Annotated in this window: 18 protein-coding genes; 9 read left to right on the top strand and 9 right to left on the bottom strand. The window is 38.2% G+C overall.

What is annotated here, in order from left to right:
- Positions 1 to 2: 2 nt before the first annotated feature.
- On the bottom strand, positions 3 to 1,931 hold the full coding sequence (locus JYB62_RS00165; RefSeq protein ID WP_205643436.1) for an AAA domain-containing protein: 1,929 nt from the start codon (positions 1,929 to 1,931) through the stop codon (positions 3 to 5).
- Positions 1,932 to 1,994: 63 nt separating this feature from the next.
- On the opposite strand from JYB62_RS00165, the gene JYB62_RS00160 reads away from it, so the two are divergent.
- Together JYB62_RS00160 and JYB62_RS00155 are read left to right on the top strand one after the other, a co-directional pair.
- Positions 1,995 to 2,600 carry an acyl carrier protein phosphodiesterase gene (locus tag JYB62_RS00160; protein WP_205643435.1) on the top strand — a complete coding sequence of 202 codons (606 nt, stop codon included), beginning with the start codon at positions 1,995 to 1,997 and terminating at the stop codon, positions 2,598 to 2,600.
- Positions 2,587 to 3,045, top strand: a complete 459-nt coding sequence (locus tag JYB62_RS00155) for a hypothetical protein (protein WP_205643434.1) — start codon at positions 2,587 to 2,589, stop codon at positions 3,043 to 3,045. Before JYB62_RS00160 ends, JYB62_RS00155 begins: the two co-directional genes overlap by 14 nt.
- Before the next feature lie 21 nt (positions 3,046 to 3,066).
- Here the strand turns inward: JYB62_RS00155 and JYB62_RS00150 are convergent, their stop codons facing one another.
- The 5 genes from JYB62_RS00150 to JYB62_RS00130 all read right to left on the bottom strand — a co-directional run bounded on the left by JYB62_RS00150 (position 3,067) and on the right by JYB62_RS00130 (position 9,850).
- Entirely contained in the window at positions 3,067 to 3,606 is a 540-nt protein-coding gene (locus JYB62_RS00150) for an inorganic diphosphatase (protein WP_205643433.1), read from the bottom strand.
- A gap of 88 nt (positions 3,607 to 3,694) precedes the next feature.
- Positions 3,695 to 4,780 (bottom strand): hybrid sensor histidine kinase/response regulator, encoded by a 1,086-nt coding sequence (locus tag JYB62_RS00145; RefSeq protein WP_205643432.1) that lies wholly within the window; start codon positions 4,778 to 4,780, stop codon positions 3,695 to 3,697.
- Complete coding sequence (locus JYB62_RS00140; RefSeq protein ID WP_243431402.1) at positions 4,770 to 6,851, bottom strand: 7TM diverse intracellular signaling domain-containing protein; 2,082 nt, start codon at positions 6,849 to 6,851, stop codon at positions 4,770 to 4,772. Before JYB62_RS00140 ends, JYB62_RS00145 begins: the two co-directional genes overlap by 11 nt.
- Positions 6,852 to 6,870: 19 nt before the next feature.
- A complete protein-coding gene (locus tag JYB62_RS00135; RefSeq protein WP_205643430.1) occupies positions 6,871 to 7,581 on the bottom strand; it encodes a hypothetical protein in 711 nt (236 codons plus the stop codon).
- A gap of 1 nt (position 7,582) precedes the next feature.
- Entirely contained in the window at positions 7,583 to 9,850 is a 2,268-nt protein-coding gene (locus tag JYB62_RS00130; protein WP_205643429.1) for an Rv1355c family protein, read from the bottom strand.
- A gap of 209 nt (positions 9,851 to 10,059) precedes the next feature.
- On the opposite strand from JYB62_RS00130, the gene JYB62_RS00125 reads away from it, so the two are divergent.
- Positions 10,060 to 10,533 carry a response regulator gene (locus JYB62_RS00125; RefSeq protein ID WP_205643428.1) on the top strand — a complete coding sequence of 158 codons (474 nt, stop codon included), beginning with the start codon at positions 10,060 to 10,062 and terminating at the stop codon, positions 10,531 to 10,533.
- A 1-nt stretch (position 10,534) separates the two neighbouring features.
- On the opposite strand, the gene JYB62_RS00120 is transcribed toward JYB62_RS00125, so the two are convergent.
- The 3 genes from JYB62_RS00120 to porX are packed head-to-tail and all read right to left on the bottom strand — an operon-like array spanning position 10,535 to position 13,732.
- The gene (locus JYB62_RS00120; protein WP_205643427.1) at positions 10,535 to 11,746 is read right to left on the bottom strand and encodes an alanine dehydrogenase; all 1,212 of its coding nucleotides are present in this window, start codon (positions 11,744 to 11,746) and stop codon (positions 10,535 to 10,537) included.
- On the bottom strand, positions 11,736 to 12,167 hold the full coding sequence (gene tsaE, locus JYB62_RS00115; protein WP_205643426.1) for a tRNA (adenosine(37)-N6)-threonylcarbamoyltransferase complex ATPase subunit type 1 TsaE: 432 nt from the start codon (positions 12,165 to 12,167) through the stop codon (positions 11,736 to 11,738). The genes JYB62_RS00120 and tsaE overlap by 11 nt, the downstream gene beginning before the upstream one ends.
- Positions 12,168 to 12,175: 8 nt before the next feature.
- On the bottom strand, positions 12,176 to 13,732 hold the full coding sequence (gene porX / locus JYB62_RS00110) for a T9SS response regulator signal transducer PorX (RefSeq protein WP_205643425.1): 1,557 nt from the start codon (positions 13,730 to 13,732) through the stop codon (positions 12,176 to 12,178).
- A gap of 59 nt (positions 13,733 to 13,791) precedes the next feature.
- On the opposite strand from porX, the gene JYB62_RS00105 reads away from it, so the two are divergent.
- The 6 genes from JYB62_RS00105 to JYB62_RS00080 are packed head-to-tail and all read left to right on the top strand — an operon-like array spanning position 13,792 to position 19,438.
- A complete protein-coding gene (locus JYB62_RS00105; protein ID WP_205643424.1) occupies positions 13,792 to 15,024 on the top strand; it encodes an HD domain-containing protein in 1,233 nt (410 codons plus the stop codon).
- A gap of 16 nt (positions 15,025 to 15,040) precedes the next feature.
- A complete protein-coding gene (lpxD, locus tag JYB62_RS00100; protein ID WP_205643423.1) occupies positions 15,041 to 16,063 on the top strand; it encodes a UDP-3-O-(3-hydroxymyristoyl)glucosamine N-acyltransferase in 1,023 nt (340 codons plus the stop codon).
- A 39-nt stretch (positions 16,064 to 16,102) separates the two neighbouring features.
- Complete coding sequence (locus tag JYB62_RS00095) at positions 16,103 to 17,497, top strand: bifunctional UDP-3-O-[3-hydroxymyristoyl] N-acetylglucosamine deacetylase/3-hydroxyacyl-ACP dehydratase (RefSeq protein WP_074225009.1); 1,395 nt, start codon at positions 16,103 to 16,105, stop codon at positions 17,495 to 17,497.
- Complete coding sequence (gene lpxA / locus JYB62_RS00090; RefSeq protein ID WP_205643422.1) at positions 17,494 to 18,273, top strand: acyl-ACP--UDP-N-acetylglucosamine O-acyltransferase; 780 nt, start codon at positions 17,494 to 17,496, stop codon at positions 18,271 to 18,273. Before JYB62_RS00095 ends, lpxA begins: the two co-directional genes overlap by 4 nt.
- 2 nt (positions 18,274 to 18,275) lie before the next feature.
- A complete protein-coding gene (locus JYB62_RS00085; protein WP_205643421.1) occupies positions 18,276 to 18,896 on the top strand; it encodes an ABC transporter ATP-binding protein in 621 nt (206 codons plus the stop codon).
- A gap of 56 nt (positions 18,897 to 18,952) precedes the next feature.
- Positions 18,953 to 19,438 (top strand): hypothetical protein, encoded by a 486-nt coding sequence (locus tag JYB62_RS00080; protein ID WP_205643420.1) that lies wholly within the window; start codon positions 18,953 to 18,955, stop codon positions 19,436 to 19,438.
- Positions 19,439 to 19,465: the final 27 nt, after the last annotated feature.

Genomic DNA, 19,465 nt, shown 5'->3' with positions numbered 1-19,465 from the left:
GATTAGGTAATAAATTCCCATACACTCTTATACCCACTCTTCTTTTCAAAATAGGCCAATAGCTTATCGAAAAACGCATGGGGAGCCAAGGTGCTGCTATCCCCAATCAGCACCAGTTTTCTTTTAGCACGGGTCAAAGCCACATTCATCCTGCGTTCGTCTGCCAAAAAACCAATCTCTCCTTTTTCGTTAGATCGGGTCAATGAAATCATTATCAGGTCCCGTTCTTGTCCTTGGAAACCATCTACGGTATCAATGGAAATCATTTCTGAAAATGCCCTCAGGTTAGGATAATCATATCCCTCAAAAATCAAGAATCTCAACAAGCGCACTTGTGCTCCATAAGGAGCAATTAATCCAATGGTCCACCCTTCCTGTTTGAAATTAGCAACTCCAATTCTAAGGATCATCTCATTCAAATACCTGCAAGCAAAAGCTGCTTCCTCAGGATTAAAGGTACTGAGGCTTTCCTCTTCTTTTTGATCTGTAAATCCAGCCCCAGCCGTATCAATCCACTCCAAGACTCCCGTCTCATTTGGAAAAAAATGGATTGCGGTGTTATCAGCAGCTTTAAGCTCTCCATGGTAAAAATAATCATTGGAAAAACCCATAATATCTTCTGGCATCCGGTATTGTACCTGAAGCATCTGAGCAGCCTGCGGTTTCCTGGTTATTACTTTTTCAAATAATGTTTCAGCCAAGCCCTCCTGAGCAGCCTGATAGGATTTGATCGTTGGAGGCAGCTGACAATGATCCCCAGCCAAGACAACTTTCTTAGCCTTTAAGATCGGAATCCAAGTTGCTGCTTCCAGCCCCTGAGCAGCTTCATCTATGAAAACCAGGTCAAATTCCATCCCCTTCAAACTATAGGCTGAAGCACCTACCAACGTACTTGCAAAGACTTTGGTCTGTTGAAAAATATCGTATTGGATGTATTCTTCCAGAGATTTGGCCGCTTCCCTGATTCTGCTCACTTCTGCATACATTAACTTGCGCTGTGCTCGCTCTTCCGGGCCAAAGTTACGCTTGTACTGCTTGGCCAATTTTAAGTACTGATCTGTTTCTTTACGAAGCTTTTTAAGATCTCTGTAGCTTGCATGGTTTGCTGTCTTGGCGTCCAACGTCTGATTCAAGATTTTCTCCTCCACCCTAGCCGGATGTCCCAATCGTAATGTCTCAATACCTCGATCAATTAATTTCTCAACTAACAGATCCACAGCAGCATTACTGGGTGCACAGACTAAGATGGATTGTCCAGCAATTACTGCCTGCTCTATGGCTGCAATCAGTGTAGTGGTTTTTCCGGTACCTGGAGGACCATGTACAATAGCCACATCTCTGGCATTGGCTATTTTGGCACAGGCATCATTCTGGGATTTATTTAAGGATTCATTTAGTACATGAGGCTTGTCTGAAAACTGAGGGGCTTTTTCTCCAAGAAAAATTTCAGTCAATTCTTCTACCCGTTGATTTTCTCCAGAAATCACCTTCTTTAAGGCAAACTCCATTTCCCGGTAGCTTGCTTCATCAAACAGTAAATCCACTCCCAGCCTATTCCCTTCCATCCAATCCGGGATTTCATCTACCTGAAGCGTGACCGTCATGGTATTTTTCTTCACAAAATTGATGACTCCGTTCACCCGGTGCTCAGCACTTTGATAACTATCCTGAGTGGTAAAAAATGATACGGATTTCCCGGAATTAAAGGCAGAAGGATGGTTGGAGTCGAATCGCTCCACCTCTACCAATAACCTCTCCCCCATCCCTATCTTACTCTTCTTCAATTGAATGGGATGCCAGGTAATTCCCTCTTTTTTCTTATCCGCCAAGGAAGTATTTAGGAATTTTTTCTTGTATTGAGCGAGGTCTTCCTGCCATTCTAACTTCAGTAGTTTCAGTCCATTTTTTAATTCTTCCTTGATATTTGGCATCTATCCGTATTTTAGGGTTGAAACTAATCAAAACCTTTTAGGTTTTCTATTCAAAGAGTAAGGATGAATTATTTAGCCCATGCCTATCTTTCCTTTCATCAAGAAGAAATTCTTGTAGGTAATTTTTTCGGGGATTTCGTAAAAGGGAAAATGTTGGACAAGTATCCCATTGGGATAAGACAAGGAATCCTATTACATCGTGAAATCGATAAATTTACAGATACTCATCCACTCGTAAGAGCTGGTCAGACCTACCTCAGACCGAAATTCGGTCACTATTCTACCGTCATCACCGATATTTACTTTGACTATTTCCTTGGAAGAAATTGGGACAGATATTCGAATCAATCGCTAGAAAGCTTTACCATGGAAGTGTATGAGCACATATCTAAGCATGAAAACTATTTCCCTGAGCGCTTCGGCAATCTGTTTTACTGGATGAAAAAAGATAATTGGCTCTTGAACTATTCCTCCATTGAAGGGATTCAACGTTCCTTGACAGGATTATCAAAAAGAACGCGTTTTGACTCTAAAATGGAACAAGCGCATCTGGCCCTCTTGGAGAAAGAAGCAGAATTTGAATTGATATTCTTCGCTTTTTTCGAAGATTTAAAGACTTTTGCAAAGCAAAAACTGGACGAAATCCAACAAACCAATGATTCTGATTAAACCAAAACTCTCTACCTACTTTTCATTAGGACTTGTAGTCCTGATCCTAATTGCTGGCCTAGTGTTTATTTTACGTGATTTTGCCTATGTAGGAAGTTTTGGTCTTTGGTTTTATTTGATTGCCTGCCCTTTAATTACCCTGGTCATTTTAATGATCCTAGTCAAATTATTGGCTGGATATCGATTCATTGCGGCGGGAAAAGATCAAATTGTAGTCAGGATGCCACTTAAAAGCTATCAGAAAGTGTATCCGGTAACCGAGATTTTAGCATGGGATGAAGAAAAGATCATGGCCAACAAAAAAGAGTTTAAGCAGTTGACCGTGGCATTTAAAGATCAGCAATCGATCTCTATTTCCAACCATGAACATGAATCCTATGATCAGCTGATCAAATACCTTCAAAAGAAGGCAGGGAAGCAAAAAGTGAAAAGTAAAAAAGCCTGAGATAATTCCCAGGCTTTCATTTTATCGTGCAGTTCTAAAATTCTTATCGTACATCTCAATACTTTCTTGGATGATTCGCATGGCATCTTCTTTTCCAAGGAAGTCTTCAACTTTCACTTCTTTGTTTTCAAGCTTCTTATAATCTTCAAAGAACCTGTGGATTTCCTTCATCAAATGAGGGGGAAGGTTATCGATATCATCAATATAGTTTACAGACTGGTCCCCTGCTGCTACGGCAATGATTTTATCATCTGCTTCGCCACCATCAACCATTCTCATTACTCCGATCACTTTTGCTTCTACCAAGCACATGGAAGGGATATCAATTTGGGAGATAATCAAAATATCCAATGGATCATGGTCCTCACAAAAAGTCTGTGGAATAAACCCATAGTTAGCTGGATAATGAACCGCAGAGAAAAGAACTCTGTCTAGGTATAACATACCAGTCTTTTTATCTAGCTCATATTTGCCTTTACTTCCTTTTGGAATTTCGATCACGCCCATTACAGTTTCAGGGGCATTTTTCCCGATATTGACGTCGTGCCAAGGATTAATCATATTTTTTGAATTTGGTAATAAAAAGTAGGATTCTTTACTTTTGGATTGCAAAGATACAGTTTAGAAGTTATTTGACATCTTTTCTGTCTTATTTCATGCTTGGAAGAATCACAGTTATCTGTGTTCCTTCATCCAAAGCTGATTCCAAGTTGATTTTTCCCCCCATTTGTTCTACTGCCTCCTTCACCATATATAGCCCTAATCCTACACCCACATTTTTTTGCGTGGCTCGGGTAAAAAGATTAAAAACTTCTGGATGATGTTTGGCATCAATCCCTATTCCATTGTCCTCAATAGCTATCATTGCAGAATCTTCCATCACATCGATGGTCAAGCTAATGTTCTTAGGTCCAGGCTCTTGTTTTTGAAATTGCACCGAATTACTGAACAGATTATTCAAAATCACACGGATTTTGGCATCATCGGAAAAGAAATCATGATCTTGATTGATTTGTATATCGATATGAAAATTAGTCAAATCAAATTTAGCATGATAAGCTTCCATTTGTTGACGAACAATTTCTTTAAAATCGACAGCAGTAACTTTATGATCTATTTTAGTGGACCTGTAAAAATCCAGCATCTTGTAGATATAGTCATCAAGTTTGACTGTTGCCGAATCAATCATTTCAAAATATTCCAGAGTCTGAGGATCCTGAACTTCCAGTTTGGCCAACTTTGAAATCCCGGAAATACTCATTAATGGACCACGCAATTCGTGCGAAAGACTATAAACAAACTGGTTCATTTCCGAATGAAGCTTTTTGAGCTTCACATTCTTTTCTTTTAATTCCATCCGCATGAAATAAATATCAGCGGCATTTTTAATCGAGTTTTTGATTTGCTCAATATTCCAAGGCTTGTCAATAAAACGATATACCTCCCCTTTATTGATCGCATCAATGACACTAGCAATATCCGAATAGCCTGTCAACAAGATTCTGATAGGGTCCGGATTGATTTTCACCATTTTTTCAAAGAATTCGGTGCCCGTCATTCCAGGCATTCTTTGATCAGCAATGACCACATGAATCTCCTCTTCCTGAGCGATTCTAAGTCCCTCTTCAGCATCTATGGCTGTAAAAATTTTAAAGTCTTTTCTAAGCGTTGCTCTAAATGATTTCAAGTTGTTGTCCTCGTCATCAATGTAGAGCACATGGATTTTATTGCTCATATTTCTGGGTACTTTGGTATACTGGAAGGGTGATAATAAAAGTGGTTCCCTCTCCTTGTTTTGATTTTACTTCCAAGGTTCCTTTGTGGTTCTCAATAATAGAATAAACAATTGACAGCCCCAAGCCAGTACCTTTGCCGACTGCTTTTGTAGTAAAGAATGGTTCAAATATACGCTCTTTCACATTATCTGGCATACCCGGCCCATTATCTTCTATCTCTACAGTGACAGTTTCTTCAGCATTGGCCACTGTCCGGATGGTAATATGCGGATCCTTAATTTCATCGATATTGTCAGATAATGCATGGATAGCATTATTGATGATATTCATAAATACCTGATTAATCTTTCCCGCCAGACATTCTACCATTGGCAATTCTCCAAATTCCCTAACTATTCTGATTTTCCCGGGAATTTGACTATTTAAAAGAATGATGGTGCTATTGATGCCATCGTGAATATCTACTTTTTTAACGTCCTGTTCATCTACTCTAGAGAAAATCCGCAATCCTTTTACGATCTCAACAGTTCTTCTTGCTCCATCCTCCATCCCTTTGAGCAATTGATCTACTTCGTCAAGCACATAATCCAACTCCAACTCTTCTTCCAAGTCCTTGGCTTTCTTTTTAGAACTCTCGGAAAACTCAGTATTTCCTGTATTTCTATAAAACTCTATTACATCCATGATATCCTTAATATCCCGTTTCAGCGGAGTGATATTTGAACTCACAAAGTTGATCGGATTATTGATTTCATGTGCAATACCAGCTGTCAACTGACCCAGTGAAGCCATCTTCTCCTGACTCACCAACTGACTTTGGGTATTCTGTAAATTTCGAAGTGCATGCTCTAGTTCATCGGTTCTTAATTTCACTTTTTTCTCTAAAAGGGTGTTCTGCTCGCGCACTAGAGTTTCATTTTCTTTCAAGATCTCCAGACGCTCCGCCTGCTCTCTCTCTTTTTCTTTCTTAAGAATATTTATCCGATCAGCCAATGCAAAGGAAAGCAAGATTACTTCCAATGCAGACCCCAGAGGCATAATATAAGCCGTCAAGTTATTGGAAGGAATAATTCCCATTTCACTGAAAACAAAAAGGAAAATACCGATCATGAAGATAGACCAGGCCAGCAAATAATATCTGGCAGGTCTATATCCCTTCCGTAAGATCATAACTGCCACTAATAGCACAAAAATGACTACAATGGATTGGGTGACTAAGATGACCTGATAACTTATGGTAGTGGAAAAAAATAAGGCATTAACCAGAATAAATCCATATACAATAAATACAATTAGAAACCCTTTATCTATTTTAGGAACAATGCTTTTGGACATTAGAAATAATCTCAAAAACCAAATCCCCACAATACTTACCAAAGAAGAGAAAATAACAATGGACCTTTGATTCATCCAATCCCATTCAGGCCAAAGTAAACTTTGTGTATATCCCAATATTGAAGCTTGTGCAAACCAAACCAATAAGGTATGAAGAACATAAACAAAGTAAATCTTATCCTTGACAGAGAAATAGAGAAACAAGTTATAGAAGAATAGCCCTAAGAAAACTCCTGTTAAAAGTCCAAAAAGCAAATCTTCAAATGTGATTATATCCAGTAATGTCTCCCTTGAAGAAAGGAATCCGTAGAATATCTTTTTGTCTACATTATCAAGTCTTACAATAAAATAATCTGCATCAATTTCATCCTGATCAAATTTAAATGCTATTTTCTGTGTCGGAAAATCCCGTTCATCGACCCCTAAAAGACGTCCGTTATCATGGATCTTTAGTACCTCTCCATTTTTTACAGAAAAAAGCCTAACAAGGTCAGCAGAAGATGAATTAAGAGCAAACACTGGATTTTCAAATCTATTTAAGTTGGGGAAATCCAACTTAATCCACAGGGTTTTAGAATTGATTCCAAAATTAAAGTTTTGACAGTCATTGGAACTGAACTCACCACTTTTGATTATTTCACCAATCTCTACGTCATTTTCTGCGAGCAAAAAAGAAAAACATTCAACCTTTTCTGTTTCTTGTGCAGATACCTGAAAGGTTCCTGCGAAAAACATGAGAACCAAAATAAAAATCCTAAATGTCATTTCTCCAATTAATATTAGTCAATAATAGGTCATAATTAACCTCAAACTTACCCTTGGGCCCTTCTTCAATCTTATTAAACTGAAGCTTTTCCCTCAACTCCTTAATTCTTTCTCTCTCTGAAGAATCTGCCAAAGGTAAATTTTCAGGATCTTTCATCACTATCGAAGTAGCAACCAAATCCAATTTTGGGTAAAAGAAAGTTCCTGAATTACCTATTCCAGTTTCAATTTCAAATCCCTTTTGCAAAGAAGGTTTTAAAGTGTATTCAGCTACTAAGGCTAACAAAGAGCCTAATTTTAGTTGTGATGCGATTGCAATACCAGCTCGAATTAATAAGACAGCCCCCACTCCATATCCAGAAATGGACTTTGAATTCCATAAACCAGAAACTTCTCCTGTGCCTTCGACTGAATAATTTTTTACCAAATCAAAAATTTTATGATCTACCTGAGATACTGCTTGCTCCATCGGTAATGGATAGTCTGGATGGGCAATATGTATTCTTAATCCACTCACTACTTCTTTGGTATCTGCCGTCTCCACTGTCACCACATACACAAACGGGTTATTAACCCAATCATTATTTGAGGAGGTTACTTTTGTAACTCCATATTGCTTCAATACGTCAGAATGCCCTTGAACGAATTTCTCACATCGTTCTGGTTCATCAATCGCTCTAAATGCCTTAAAATTGAACATTTCAGATAGTAATTAAGGTTTCTGACAGATCTCTGCGATAGGATTTTACTGAAGGATCACCTGCCTTATTTACCCTAAACATAAAAATTTCTTTCTGATCAACTGGCTTATTAAAAATATAATTAAAAGTTTTCTTTAATTCTCTAATCTCTTTGCCTTCAATTTCGGTAAAACCTGATTCCTTTTCATTCAAATACATGTGAAAAATAAACAACATCGCTGAAACCGGTTGAGCACTTAAGCCCAACATATTGGCTTTAATCCAAACCCTTTGGAGGACAGTTCCTACTTTCAAAATAGAAACCGGTGTATAATCTGGAGTTTTCAGTAAGAATATTGCGGAAGCGGTGGTAATCGTATCCTTGGAAATCTTGGTTAAGCCATAGCCCATCAGATACTTTCTGAAAAACTGAATGGTTCTGGGATCTCTCAATAGTCCCATTGCAGCTCTTTCTGCCCCTTTCAACTCCAACGTAGCTATATCAATCCCATCTTTCGTTTCTATAGCTTCTTTTTCAGTCCACCGAACTTCATTTATGAAATCCGTCAAACCCTGATCGTGAAAAAAGCGCAATCGGTCCATTCCTCCCACCACTTTTGCCAATTGAACTAAATCTTCTGGCTCAGAAGTCCATTCCATCGAAACATCATCTTCTTTTGCTACCTCAACTAAAGCCTGAAGTTCCACCTCGCTTAACATATACCTAGATGCATTTTTTCGATTGGTGCAACGAAGGTTAATCCCGTCCACTAATTCAGCAAATTTGATAGGTAGTGGGTTAGGTTGTTTGGAAACAAACCGAACACTGGCAATACAATCCTGTTCAAAATCGCTGATTTGATAAATTATTTCTACCTCAATCCCAAGTTGACCGGCTTGCAGTCGAATATTTTCCAATGCTGCTCCAAAAGCAATTAAAGAACCTGTACCCTTATAATCCAGCATGGAATGACTTCTGACTTTATCATGAAAAAGATGCAGGATTCCTTTTTTATCAAAAACCCAAACCCATGGCTGGATATTCCCTCCTGAAGGAGCCCAATTAGCTTGATCCACTAATAGTTCTAGTTCTTCCCTTGACAGTCGATAAGCAGACTGCAGAACATCCGTCGGAACTTCAAATTGAAAATCTGAAAGTTGTTCAAAGACTGGAGCATCTACCTTAATTTCTTCCGCTTCCTTAAAATTAAAAAGTTGATCAAAGTCCACATAAAATCTCCCGGATTTCACATCTTCTCCTAAAAGAAATTTCCTAGCTGCATGTGCAACAGATGCTCCTCCCAGAAAAACTCCAGAGGCCAGCTGAGGCCAACTGCTAATCGTTTGCCCGATTTCCAAAAGAGAGACTTTCATTCGGGGTGTCAGGGTTTCTAATCCTGTAATCTTTAAAACTATGGATACTTTCTCTGTATTAGAAAGGCTTTTTAGAGACTTCACATCAACCCCTTTCAGTAAACCATGAAACAATTCTCTTTCCGGCTCAATATCGAAGCGTTCAATGTCTAACATACCCCTATCCGAAGTATCCATCATCACGACCACTCGATGTTGCCTTGCCTTTTCTCGTACTAACACTTTAATATCCAAGCTATCACACTCATCAATAAGCAAATCCAACTTCCCCCCCTCTAATAGAAAATCTTCGATATTATCTGGTGTGATCCCTTCTCTATAAACCTTCACCTTGAGATACGGATCAATTTCTGCTATCTCCCTGGCCGCTAGCACGACTTTCTCTAACCCTAAGCTAGTTACACCTGCTTTCAGCCTATTTAGATTACTAAGTTCCAATGTATCAAAATCTGCTAATCTGATCTCCCCATATCCTCTCTCCAAAGTCATAGCCAACGCGATGCTTTGACCTACAGATAAACCTACAATACCGACCTTCTTTTTACTTAATAAATCTTGTTCCGAAGGAGTTATTTTAAAATTATTTCGAAGTGTTCTGATTTTAATAAACTCCTCCTCTGCTAACACATGAACCAAGGTGTTTTTCCAGGGAAAGAACACCCAATTGCCATACTTTTCTTTCTCTATTTCTTTAAAAAAATTTAGTACTAAGCCTTTTAATTCTTGACTAGGTATAGTCCTTTCAGGATTTTCTGATTTGATTAAATCTCCTACTTGACTTTCAATTTGATCGGAAACAAAAACAAATTCACTCTTTTGCAATTCTTTGATTTTTAACCAGTCAGACTCAAGGTTCGGATTTAGAATTACAGCAGAATAATTTACATTTTGATCCGCGAAATTTTTAATGGACATTTGTGTAATCTGGGGGTGAATAGCTCAGTAAAGATAATTTATTAAGATTTATGTCAAATATATTCTTAAACATATTCAATTAATTTATTGAGAATAATTCATCACCTAACACCCTAAATAGATTTCAAACCGACCTTAGTTTGTTTTTTAACTAAAAAAGAGATTATTTGTCCTACAGATTTCAATCTGTTGACAGTTATAGATGCCTTATGGAAACTGGAAGTGAAGAAAAAATAAAAATTCTTTATGTAGATGATGAAGAAAATAATCTTCAGGCATTTAAAGCAACATTCCGAAGAGATTATAAAATATTTCTTGCTATCTCAGCAAAAGAAGCAAGAGAAATATTAATAGAACAAGAAGTTGATTTGATTATTACAGATCAACGGATGCCAGAAGAAACTGGCGTTGAATTTTTAGAAAGCATCATTCCTATTTACCCTAAACCAATACGTCTTTTATTAACTGGATATACTGATATACAAGCAGTAATTGACGCAATCAACAAAGGCCAAGTATATCATTACTTGACAAAACCTTGGGAGGAAGATTATTTAAGAACTGTGATCAAAAATGCTTTTGAGATGTATACACTCAGAAGGGAGAATGAAAAGTTAACAGAGGCCTTATTGAAAGCCAATGAGCAACTTGAGTTTCTGCTAAGACAAAACCTACTTTCCTAAATTAATATCGAGCTGCCAGTAATAATTGAAGTTCTTTGTGAGAAAGCCCAAACTTTCTTCCCAAATATGCATTTGTCAGGCTTCCTCGATACGTATACACCCCTCTCAAAAACCACTTGTAATTAAATATCATTTCTTCTGCTCCGCCAAGATCTGCAGTCTGCAAAATAATAGGAGTAAAAATATTACTTAAAGAGTAAGATGCTGTACGTGCAACTCTAGAGGCTATGTTAGGAACACAATAATGAATGATGTCATGAACCCTGTAGATAGGATCATCATGACTGGTCACCTTCGAAGTTTCAATACAACCCCCTTGATCAATTCCTACATCAATCACAATGCTTCCATGCATCATGTTGGCTACCATTTCTTCACTGACTACTATTTTATTTCTACCTTTTTCAGCTCTTAATGCCCCTATCACAACATCTGCTTCTGCCATGGCTTGACTTAAACTGAAATTATCAATAGTGGAAGTATATACTTGCTGTCCCAGCAACTGCTTTATTCTTCTCAACTTGTAGATATGATTATCAAATACTTTGATATTCGCACCTAATCCCAAAGCGGTTCTAGCAGCATACTCGGCTACAGTTCCGGCTCCTATAATGACTACTTGAGTAGGCGGAACACCAGTTACTCCACCCATAATCAAACCTTTCCCATCATTGACACTGGAAAGGTACTCAGCAGCAATTTGCATGACAGTACTTCCTGCGATTTCAGACATTGCTCTGACTACAGGCATCCCTCCCACTTTGTCTTCCAAATATTCAAAAGCGACGGCAGTTATCTTTTTTGAATTCAAAGCTTCAATGAATTCTTTACTCTGTCTTCCAAGTTGTAATGCTGAGATCAAACAACTCCCCTGGCTCATATCCTCCACCTCCTCCAAGGTAGGAGAATCGATTTTCAAAACAATTTGAGCAGCCAGTACCTCTTTTTTTGAATAAACCACCTTTGCACCAGCATCGGAATAATCCTGATCGGTGAATTTTGCTTGCAAGCCTGCACCTGTTTCTAGAATTACACTTAGCCCATTATTGGAAAGAATACCTACTGCCTCAGGAGTTAGGACCACTCTTTTTTCCTGATCAGAAACCTCTTTGGGAATTCCAATCGTGATGGATTTAGAGTCCTTTCTTACTTTTGATGGAGATTCCTTAGGTATTAAACCTACTGCAGACAGTTCACTTAATTCAGCTGACATCGTTAACGTGTTGAAGCGTGAGTTTTCTTTCTGAATCAGAAAGAATTTCTAACTTGATTAGAAAATATTGATCTGGAAGAAAATCCGCCACCTTTTCGGCCCATTCCAACCAGCAATAATTCTGACTATAAAAATACTCTTCTATTCCGATATCCAATGCCTCGGTAGGATCATCGAGCCTATAAAAGTCAAAATGATAAAATTCTTCTCCCCTATCATTTTGATATTCATTGACGATTCCAAAGGTAGGACTACTGATCTGATCTGGAATATGAAACTGCTCTGCCAGGGCTTTGATAAAGGTCGTCTTTCCAGCTCCCATCTCTCCTTTAAACACCCAAACCTTTTCAGAACCTGCTATTTCAATTACTTTCTCTGCAGCTTTAGAAATAGCATCCTTCCCATATGAAAATTGAATCAACTGATCTATTATTTTGGTGACAAATGAACAATCGGAATGATCATTTCTTCCAAAGATACACCTCCATGTTGAAAAGTATCTTTATAGAAGTTCACATAATAATTGTAATTATTGGGATAGGCAAAGAAATAATCCTCCACTGCAAATACATAACTGGAAGAAACATTCAACCTAGGAAGCTTTGCATCTTCTGGTCTTTTTATTTCAAAAACCTTTCCTCCTTCAAAATTAAGGTTTTTCCCTTGTTTGTACCTCAGATTTGTAGTCACATTCTTATCTCCAATGATTCGATAGGGTCTATTCACTCGTTTAGTCCCATGATCCGTAGTCACGATTACCTCTGCCCCAGCTAGTTGTATTTTTTTAAATAACTCAAAAAGAGAGGAATGCTCAAACCAGCTTTTTGTGATGGATCGATAAGCAGATTCATCAGGGGCAAGTTCCCGAATCATTTTCATATCGGTCCTGGCATGAGACATCATATCCACAAAATTATAGACCAATACATTCAAATCATTTTGAAGAAGCTGATGGAATTGTTCCACCACAGTTTTTCCTTGATTTGCCTGTAGGATTTTATGATAGGAAGACTTGATGGGTAACCTGTTTTTATCCAAGTTGATTTTCAACCAGTCTTCCTCGAAATTATTTTTCCCTTCGTCTGAATCTTCATCTTCCCAAAGTTTTGGATAGAATCGAGCCATATCCATGGGCATCATTCCACTAAAGAGCGCATTTCTTGCAAAGGCAGTTGTGGTTGGCAATATGCTATAATAAGTATCCTTTTGCCCAATGTTGAAATAAGTAGTCAACAAGGGCTCAATGTCCTCCCATTGATCTAATCTCAAATTATCAATTACAATCAAAAACAGCGGCTTCCCAGATTTGATCTGAGGAAACACCTTTTGTTTCAAGACTTGGTGGGACAAAAGAGGTTTGTCTTTGTTTTGCTCCTCCATCCAGTCCAGGTAGTTGTCTTTTACAAACCTAGCAAAAGAGGCATTTGCTTCTGTTTTCTGGGTTTCCAGCACTTCAATCATACTTTTATTTTCAGTAGAATCGATTTGCATCTCCCAATAAATCAGCTTCTTATAAATATCAGTCCAATCATTATGATCTTGTGCATCTCCAAAAGCCATACTGATTTTCATAAACTCCTGCTGATAATTCAGGGTAGTTTTTTCATCAATTAGTTGTTTGTTTTGCAACAGCTTTTTAACAGAAAGCAAGATTTGATTGGGATTCAGAGGTTTGATCAGGTAATCAGCAATTTTACCCCCAATAGCATCATTCATAATATGCTCTTCCTCTGACTTGGTAATCATCACCACAGGTATTTGAGGCTTGATAATTTTGATTTGCTGCAAGGTTTCCAAGCCTGTCATACCAGGCATCATCTCATCTAAAAAAATGACATCGAAATTTTGAGCTTCGACTTCATCAATTGCATCCACTCCAGAATTTACCGTAGTAATCTGATATCCTTTTTGCTCCAGAAAAAGAATATGTGGTTTAAGAAGGTCGATTTCATCGTCCGCCCATAGAATATTAAACTTTTGAGACATTAGAGTTTCCTTTTCTTTTAAAATTATAATTACTTTTGAGTCAATCAAATTAGGCCCAATTGAAAAGCCAAAAGATACTAAATGACCCGGTTTACGGATTTATCACTATCCCAAGCGAGTTAATTTTTACAATTATTGACCATCCCTATTTCCAGAGGTTACGGAGAATAAAACAGCTGGGTTTGACTGACTTTGTATACCCAGGAGCTCTTCATACCCGTTTCCATCATGCCATCGGCGCCATGCATCTCATGAGCATAACGCTGGATAATTTACGCATAAAAGGAACAGAAATTTCGAATAAAGAGTACGAAGCTGCCTTAATTGCTATTCTATTACATGATATTGGCCATGGCCCATTTTCCCATGCCTTGGAGTATAGTCTGCTTAAAAGGGTACCACATGAACAATTATCCTTGCTCATTATTGAACTTTTGAACAAGGAATTGGACGGGAAACTAGATTTAGTTTTAAGAATATTTAAGAATACTTATGAAAGAAAGTTCTTTCATCAGCTAGTTTCTAGCCAATTGGACATTGATCGATTGGACTACTTACAACGGGACTGTTTCTTTACCGGTGTATCAGAAGGCACGATTGGTGCAGATCGTATCATCAAGATGATGGATGTCAAAAATGACCAAGTGGTCATTGAGGAAAAAGGAATTTATTCCATAGAAAACTTCTTAAGTGCAAGAAGGTTGATGTATTGGCAGGTATATCTTCATAAAACCACGGTCAGTGCAGAAAAAATGTTGATCAAATTGATCGAACGGGCAAAAATGCTTCGGAAATCAGGCATGAATTTTACAATTACAGATGAGTTTGATTTCTTCTTACAACATGAAAACTCAGTTGAAGATTTTCAGAGGAACCCTGACACTTTAAAGAAGTTTCTGGAAATGGATGACTTGGATATATGGGGAGCAGTAAAGCTTTGGAAGAGACATCCAGACTATGTGCTTAGCAATATTTCCAATATGTTCTTGACAAGGGACTTATTTAAGATCACCTTAACAAATGAGCAGTTTGGAGCTGAAGAAATTGAAGAAATGAAATTAAAGACCATTCATAAACTAGGCATCCCTGATGAAGACATCCAATACTTCTTCTCTCATGGGGCAGTCAGTAATTATGGATACTTAGCAAAAGATCGAATAAATATATTGACCAAAAAAGGCAAGGTCATTGATGTAGCCCAAGCTGCAGACTTACCAAATATTAAGGTAATGAGCAAAATCGTCGAGAAACACTATGTATGTAAAGCCAAAAGCTTAAATTTAAAATTCTAAATTGTCCAACCTGCATATGGAATTTACTATAGGTCAAGTGGCCGCTATCCTTCAGGGAAAAGTAGAAGGGGATGAAACCCAAAAAGTATATAGACTGGATAAAATCCAAGAAGGAAAAGAAGGTGGAATCAGCTTCCTTTCCAATGAGAAATATCAATCTTTTATATATGAAACAGAGGCAACTGCTGTAATCGTTTCAGAAAACTTCACTCCTGTCAAGGAGATCAAGACCAATCTGATCCGGGTAAAGGATGCCTATACTGGTTTTACCACTTTACTGGAAGCCTATAGCCAATTTTCAAAGATGAGTCTAGTGGGTGTTCAAGAACCTTCCTACATGGATTCAAGTTCTGAAATGGGAGAAAATGGATTCAGGGGTGCATTTTCACATATTGGAAAACTTTGCAAAATAGGATCAGAGGTAAAGATTCATCCCCAAGTTTTTATTGGTGACAATGTGAAAATCGGAGACTATACAATTATTCATCCTGGAGCAAAAATCTGTTCCGGTACCGTGATCGGTAATAATTGTGAAATTCATCCGGGTGCTGTAATCGGTTCTGACGGGTTTGGGTTTGCTCCTCAACCTGATGGAACATACAAACCCATTCCACAAATTGGAAATGTGATCATTGAGGACCATGTGAGTATTGGAGCAAACACCACCATCGACTGCGCCACCATGGGCTCAACCATTATTAAAAGAGGAGTCAAAATTGACAATTTGGTTCAGATTGCCCATAATGTTGTGATTGGTGAGGACACCGTTATTGCTTCCCAAACCGGAATTTCCGGATCTACAGAAATCGGAAAAAATTGTGTGGTTGCTGGTCAGGTAGGAATTAGCGGTCATATCAAAATAGCAAATAGAACCACTATTGGTGCGAAAACAGGGATATCTAAAACGATAAAGAAAGAGGGGGAAACGATTTTTGGGTACATAGGAATGGAGATGAAAAACTTCCTAAAATCTTATTCAATCTTCAAAAATCTGGATGTCCTTGAAAACCGTTTAAGAGAACTGGAAAAAAAGCCGTAAATTTGCACCCTTAATCATCCTGAAAGTCTAAAATATCAGATGAAGGTAAAACAACATACCATCAAAAAGCAGGTGGAACTATCCGGAGTAGGACTTCATACTGGAGTAATTTCCAATATGACTTTTCTGCCAGCCCCACCAAATCATGGAATTAAGTTCCAACGAGTTGATCTAGAAGGTCGGCCTACTGTGGATGCTGACTGCGATTTAGTAGTAGATGTTTCTAGAGGCACTACTTTGGAGCAAAATGGTGCTCGAGTATATACTGTTGAACACGTACTTGCCGCTTTGGTTGGCATGGAAATAGACAACGTGCTGATTCAACTAGATGGCCCAGAACCCCCGATTATGGATGGTTCTTCTATTCAATTCATCGATGTTTTACAAGATGCTGGATTAGAAGAGCAGAATGCTTTGAGAAGATTTTTTGAAGTAGAAGAAAGCATTCAATACAAGGACCCTTCAAGAGAGGTAGAAATGGTGGCATTGCCCACTGATAATTACCGGGTCACGGTGATGGTGGATTATAACTCTCCAGTGTTAGGAAGTCAGCATGCTTCTATCACTGACATTAGTCAATTCATCCCTGAGATTGCTTCCTGTAGAACATTCTGTTTTCTACATGAATTAGAAATGCTCTATAACTCCAACTTAATCAAAGGGGGAGATCTCAATAATGCTATTGTGGTGGTGGACCGCGTAGTAGAAGAAAAAGAATTAGTACATCTAGCCAAGATGTTTAATAAGCAGAAGGTTGAAGTGAAAAAAGAAGGCATTTTGAACAATGTGGACCTTCGCTATCGCAATGAACCTGCTAGACACAAACTGCTCGATGTAGTTGGTGATTTGGCACTAGTGGGCAGACCATTGAAAGCCCAGATTTTAGCTGCTAGACCTGGTCATGCTGCCAACGTTGCTTTTGCTAAGAAATTGAAGAGAGCCATGGAAAAATCCGGCTCCTCCCATATACCACATTATGATCCGAAGCTGCCTCCAGTAATGGACATCAATCAGATCAGTAATATTTTACCTCATAGATATCCATTCCAGCTATTGGATAAAATCATCTACTTGGATGAAACAGTAGTTGCTGGGGTAAAAAATGTGACTATCAACGAGCCTTTTTTCATGGGACACTTCCCAGGAAACCCAGTGATGCCAGGAGTTATGCAAGTAGAAGCTATGGCTCAAACAGGTGGAATATTAGTATTAAGTACAGTAGAAGATCCAGAAAACTATTGGACTTATTTTCTAGGTATTGAAAACTGTAAGTTTAGAAAAATGGTGCTACCGGGAGATACCCTTATTTTTAAATGCGAACTTTTGGCTCCTATTAGAAGAGGCATTGCAAAGATGCGAGGAGAGGCTTATGTTGGAAACACATTGGTCTGTGAAGCAGTAATGACAGCCAGCATAACCCGTAAAGAATCATGATAAGCCCAATGGCCCACGTAGACCCAAAGGCAATTTTGGGGAAAAATGTAACGGTGGATCCCTTCACCATGATCCATGAGAATGTGACTATTGGTGATAACTCTTGGATTGGCCCGAATGTGACCATTTTTCCTGGTGCTAGAATTGGTAAAAACTGTAAGATTTTCCCTGGTTCGGTAGTAGCAGGAATTCCCCAGGATTTAAAATTTCAGGGGGAAGAATCAACGGTAATTATTGGTGACAATACGACCATCAGAGAATGTGTTACCATTAGCCGAGGAACAGTAGACAAGCAAACTACTGTTATTGGAAGTGACTGCTTATTAATGGCTTATGTTCACGTGGCTCATGATTGCGTCCTAGGTAGCCATGTAATTATAGCAAACTCAGTTCAAATCGCGGGTCATGTTTCTATAGATGACTGGGCAATTATTGGAGGTTCCAGTGCTATTCACCAATTCGTAAAAATTGGAATGCACTCTATGATTTCTGGCGGATCTTTGGTCAGAAAAGACGTACCTCCATTTACAAAAGCCGCTAGAGAACCGCTCTCTTATGCAGGAGTCAATTCACTTGGATTAAGAAGAAGGGGTTTTTCCAGTGAGTCTATAGGGCATATTCAGGAAGTATACAGGTATTTATTCCTGAATAGCATGAATAATAGCCGGGCTCTAGAAGAAATCGAAATCAATTTACCTGCTACCAAGGAGCGGGATGAAATCCTGAATTTCATCCGTTCATCAGAGCGCGGGGTTATGAAAGGTTATATTAATTAATCATGTTTAAAATCCAACTTGAAAAGGCTACAAAGCGCTTTCAATATGAATGGATTTTTAAAAACCTGGATTTAACATTAGAATCAGGTGAATCTTTGGCTGTCACGGGAAGCAATGGTTCTGGTAAATCCACCTTACTCAAATGCATCAGTGGGGCCATTCCCCTTACCTCAGGAAAAGTCAACTACATCTATAAAAACCAATCGATTTCAGAATCTGATTGGTTTTCCTATTTAAGTGTCGCAGCACCATACATGGAGCTACCTGAGGAATTCACCCTCGAAGAATTATTGAAATTTCATTTCAAGTTCAAGGATATGATTTCCAATTTTACGGTAGAAAAGATCATTTCTATGCTGTATTTGGAACAACATGCTAATAAGCCAATCTCCCAGTTTTCTTCTGGAATGAAACAAAGAGTAAAACTTGGTATCGCATTATTTTCGGAAGTCCCTCTTATATTTTTGGACGAACCTACATCAAACCTCGATAAAAAAGGAATTCAATGGTACCAAGAATTGATCGATACTTATAAATCAGATCGAACAATTTTCGTTTGTTCCAATGAACCTAGAGAATATGAGTTTTGTACGCAAAAAATAAAACTAGAGGACTACAAATAAGATTAGTTTTAGGGATACTTGTGTATATTTATTTTTAAGAAGGAACAATTCAATTCATGAAACTCAAATATTTTAGATTCTTATCCTTTGTAATTATTGCAGCTTTCGCTCAAGCTTGTTGGAATGACGATCCAACCCCTCCTCAAAAAACAGCTGAGGAATTAGCGATTGAAGCATTAACAGAAACTGGTAGAATAAATTGGGTTATTGCAGGAGGAGGTACCGTCAAAAGAGATGGGACCTTGGTCACAGACCTTTATCAAAACTTTGAATTGAATTTGAGTGCCAACACAGCCGCTAAAACATATACCAGTAAAAACAACAATGACATTTTTGATAATGCAGGAACTTGGTCTTTTGCTGGTAGTAATTTTGACAAAATAGTTTTGACCGGATCTAAACCAGTTTCCGGTAGAGAGATTTCATTCACCCGAACTGGTGATCGCCTGGTTTTGATCTTTACTATTCCTTTACCAGGAGCTAGAATCAATGGGGTCCAAGCCATTGCAGGAACCTACGAATTTGATCTTTTGAAGGATTAAGAAAAAGGAGCTAAAAATGCCCCTTTG

This window comes from Algoriphagus lutimaris (assembly GCF_017051705.1).
Lineage (GTDB): Bacteria > Bacteroidota > Bacteroidia > Cytophagales > Cyclobacteriaceae > Algoriphagus > Algoriphagus lutimaris.
The sequence above is the reverse complement of the archived record's forward strand: the minus strand, read 5'-3'. Positions and strand labels throughout refer to the sequence as shown.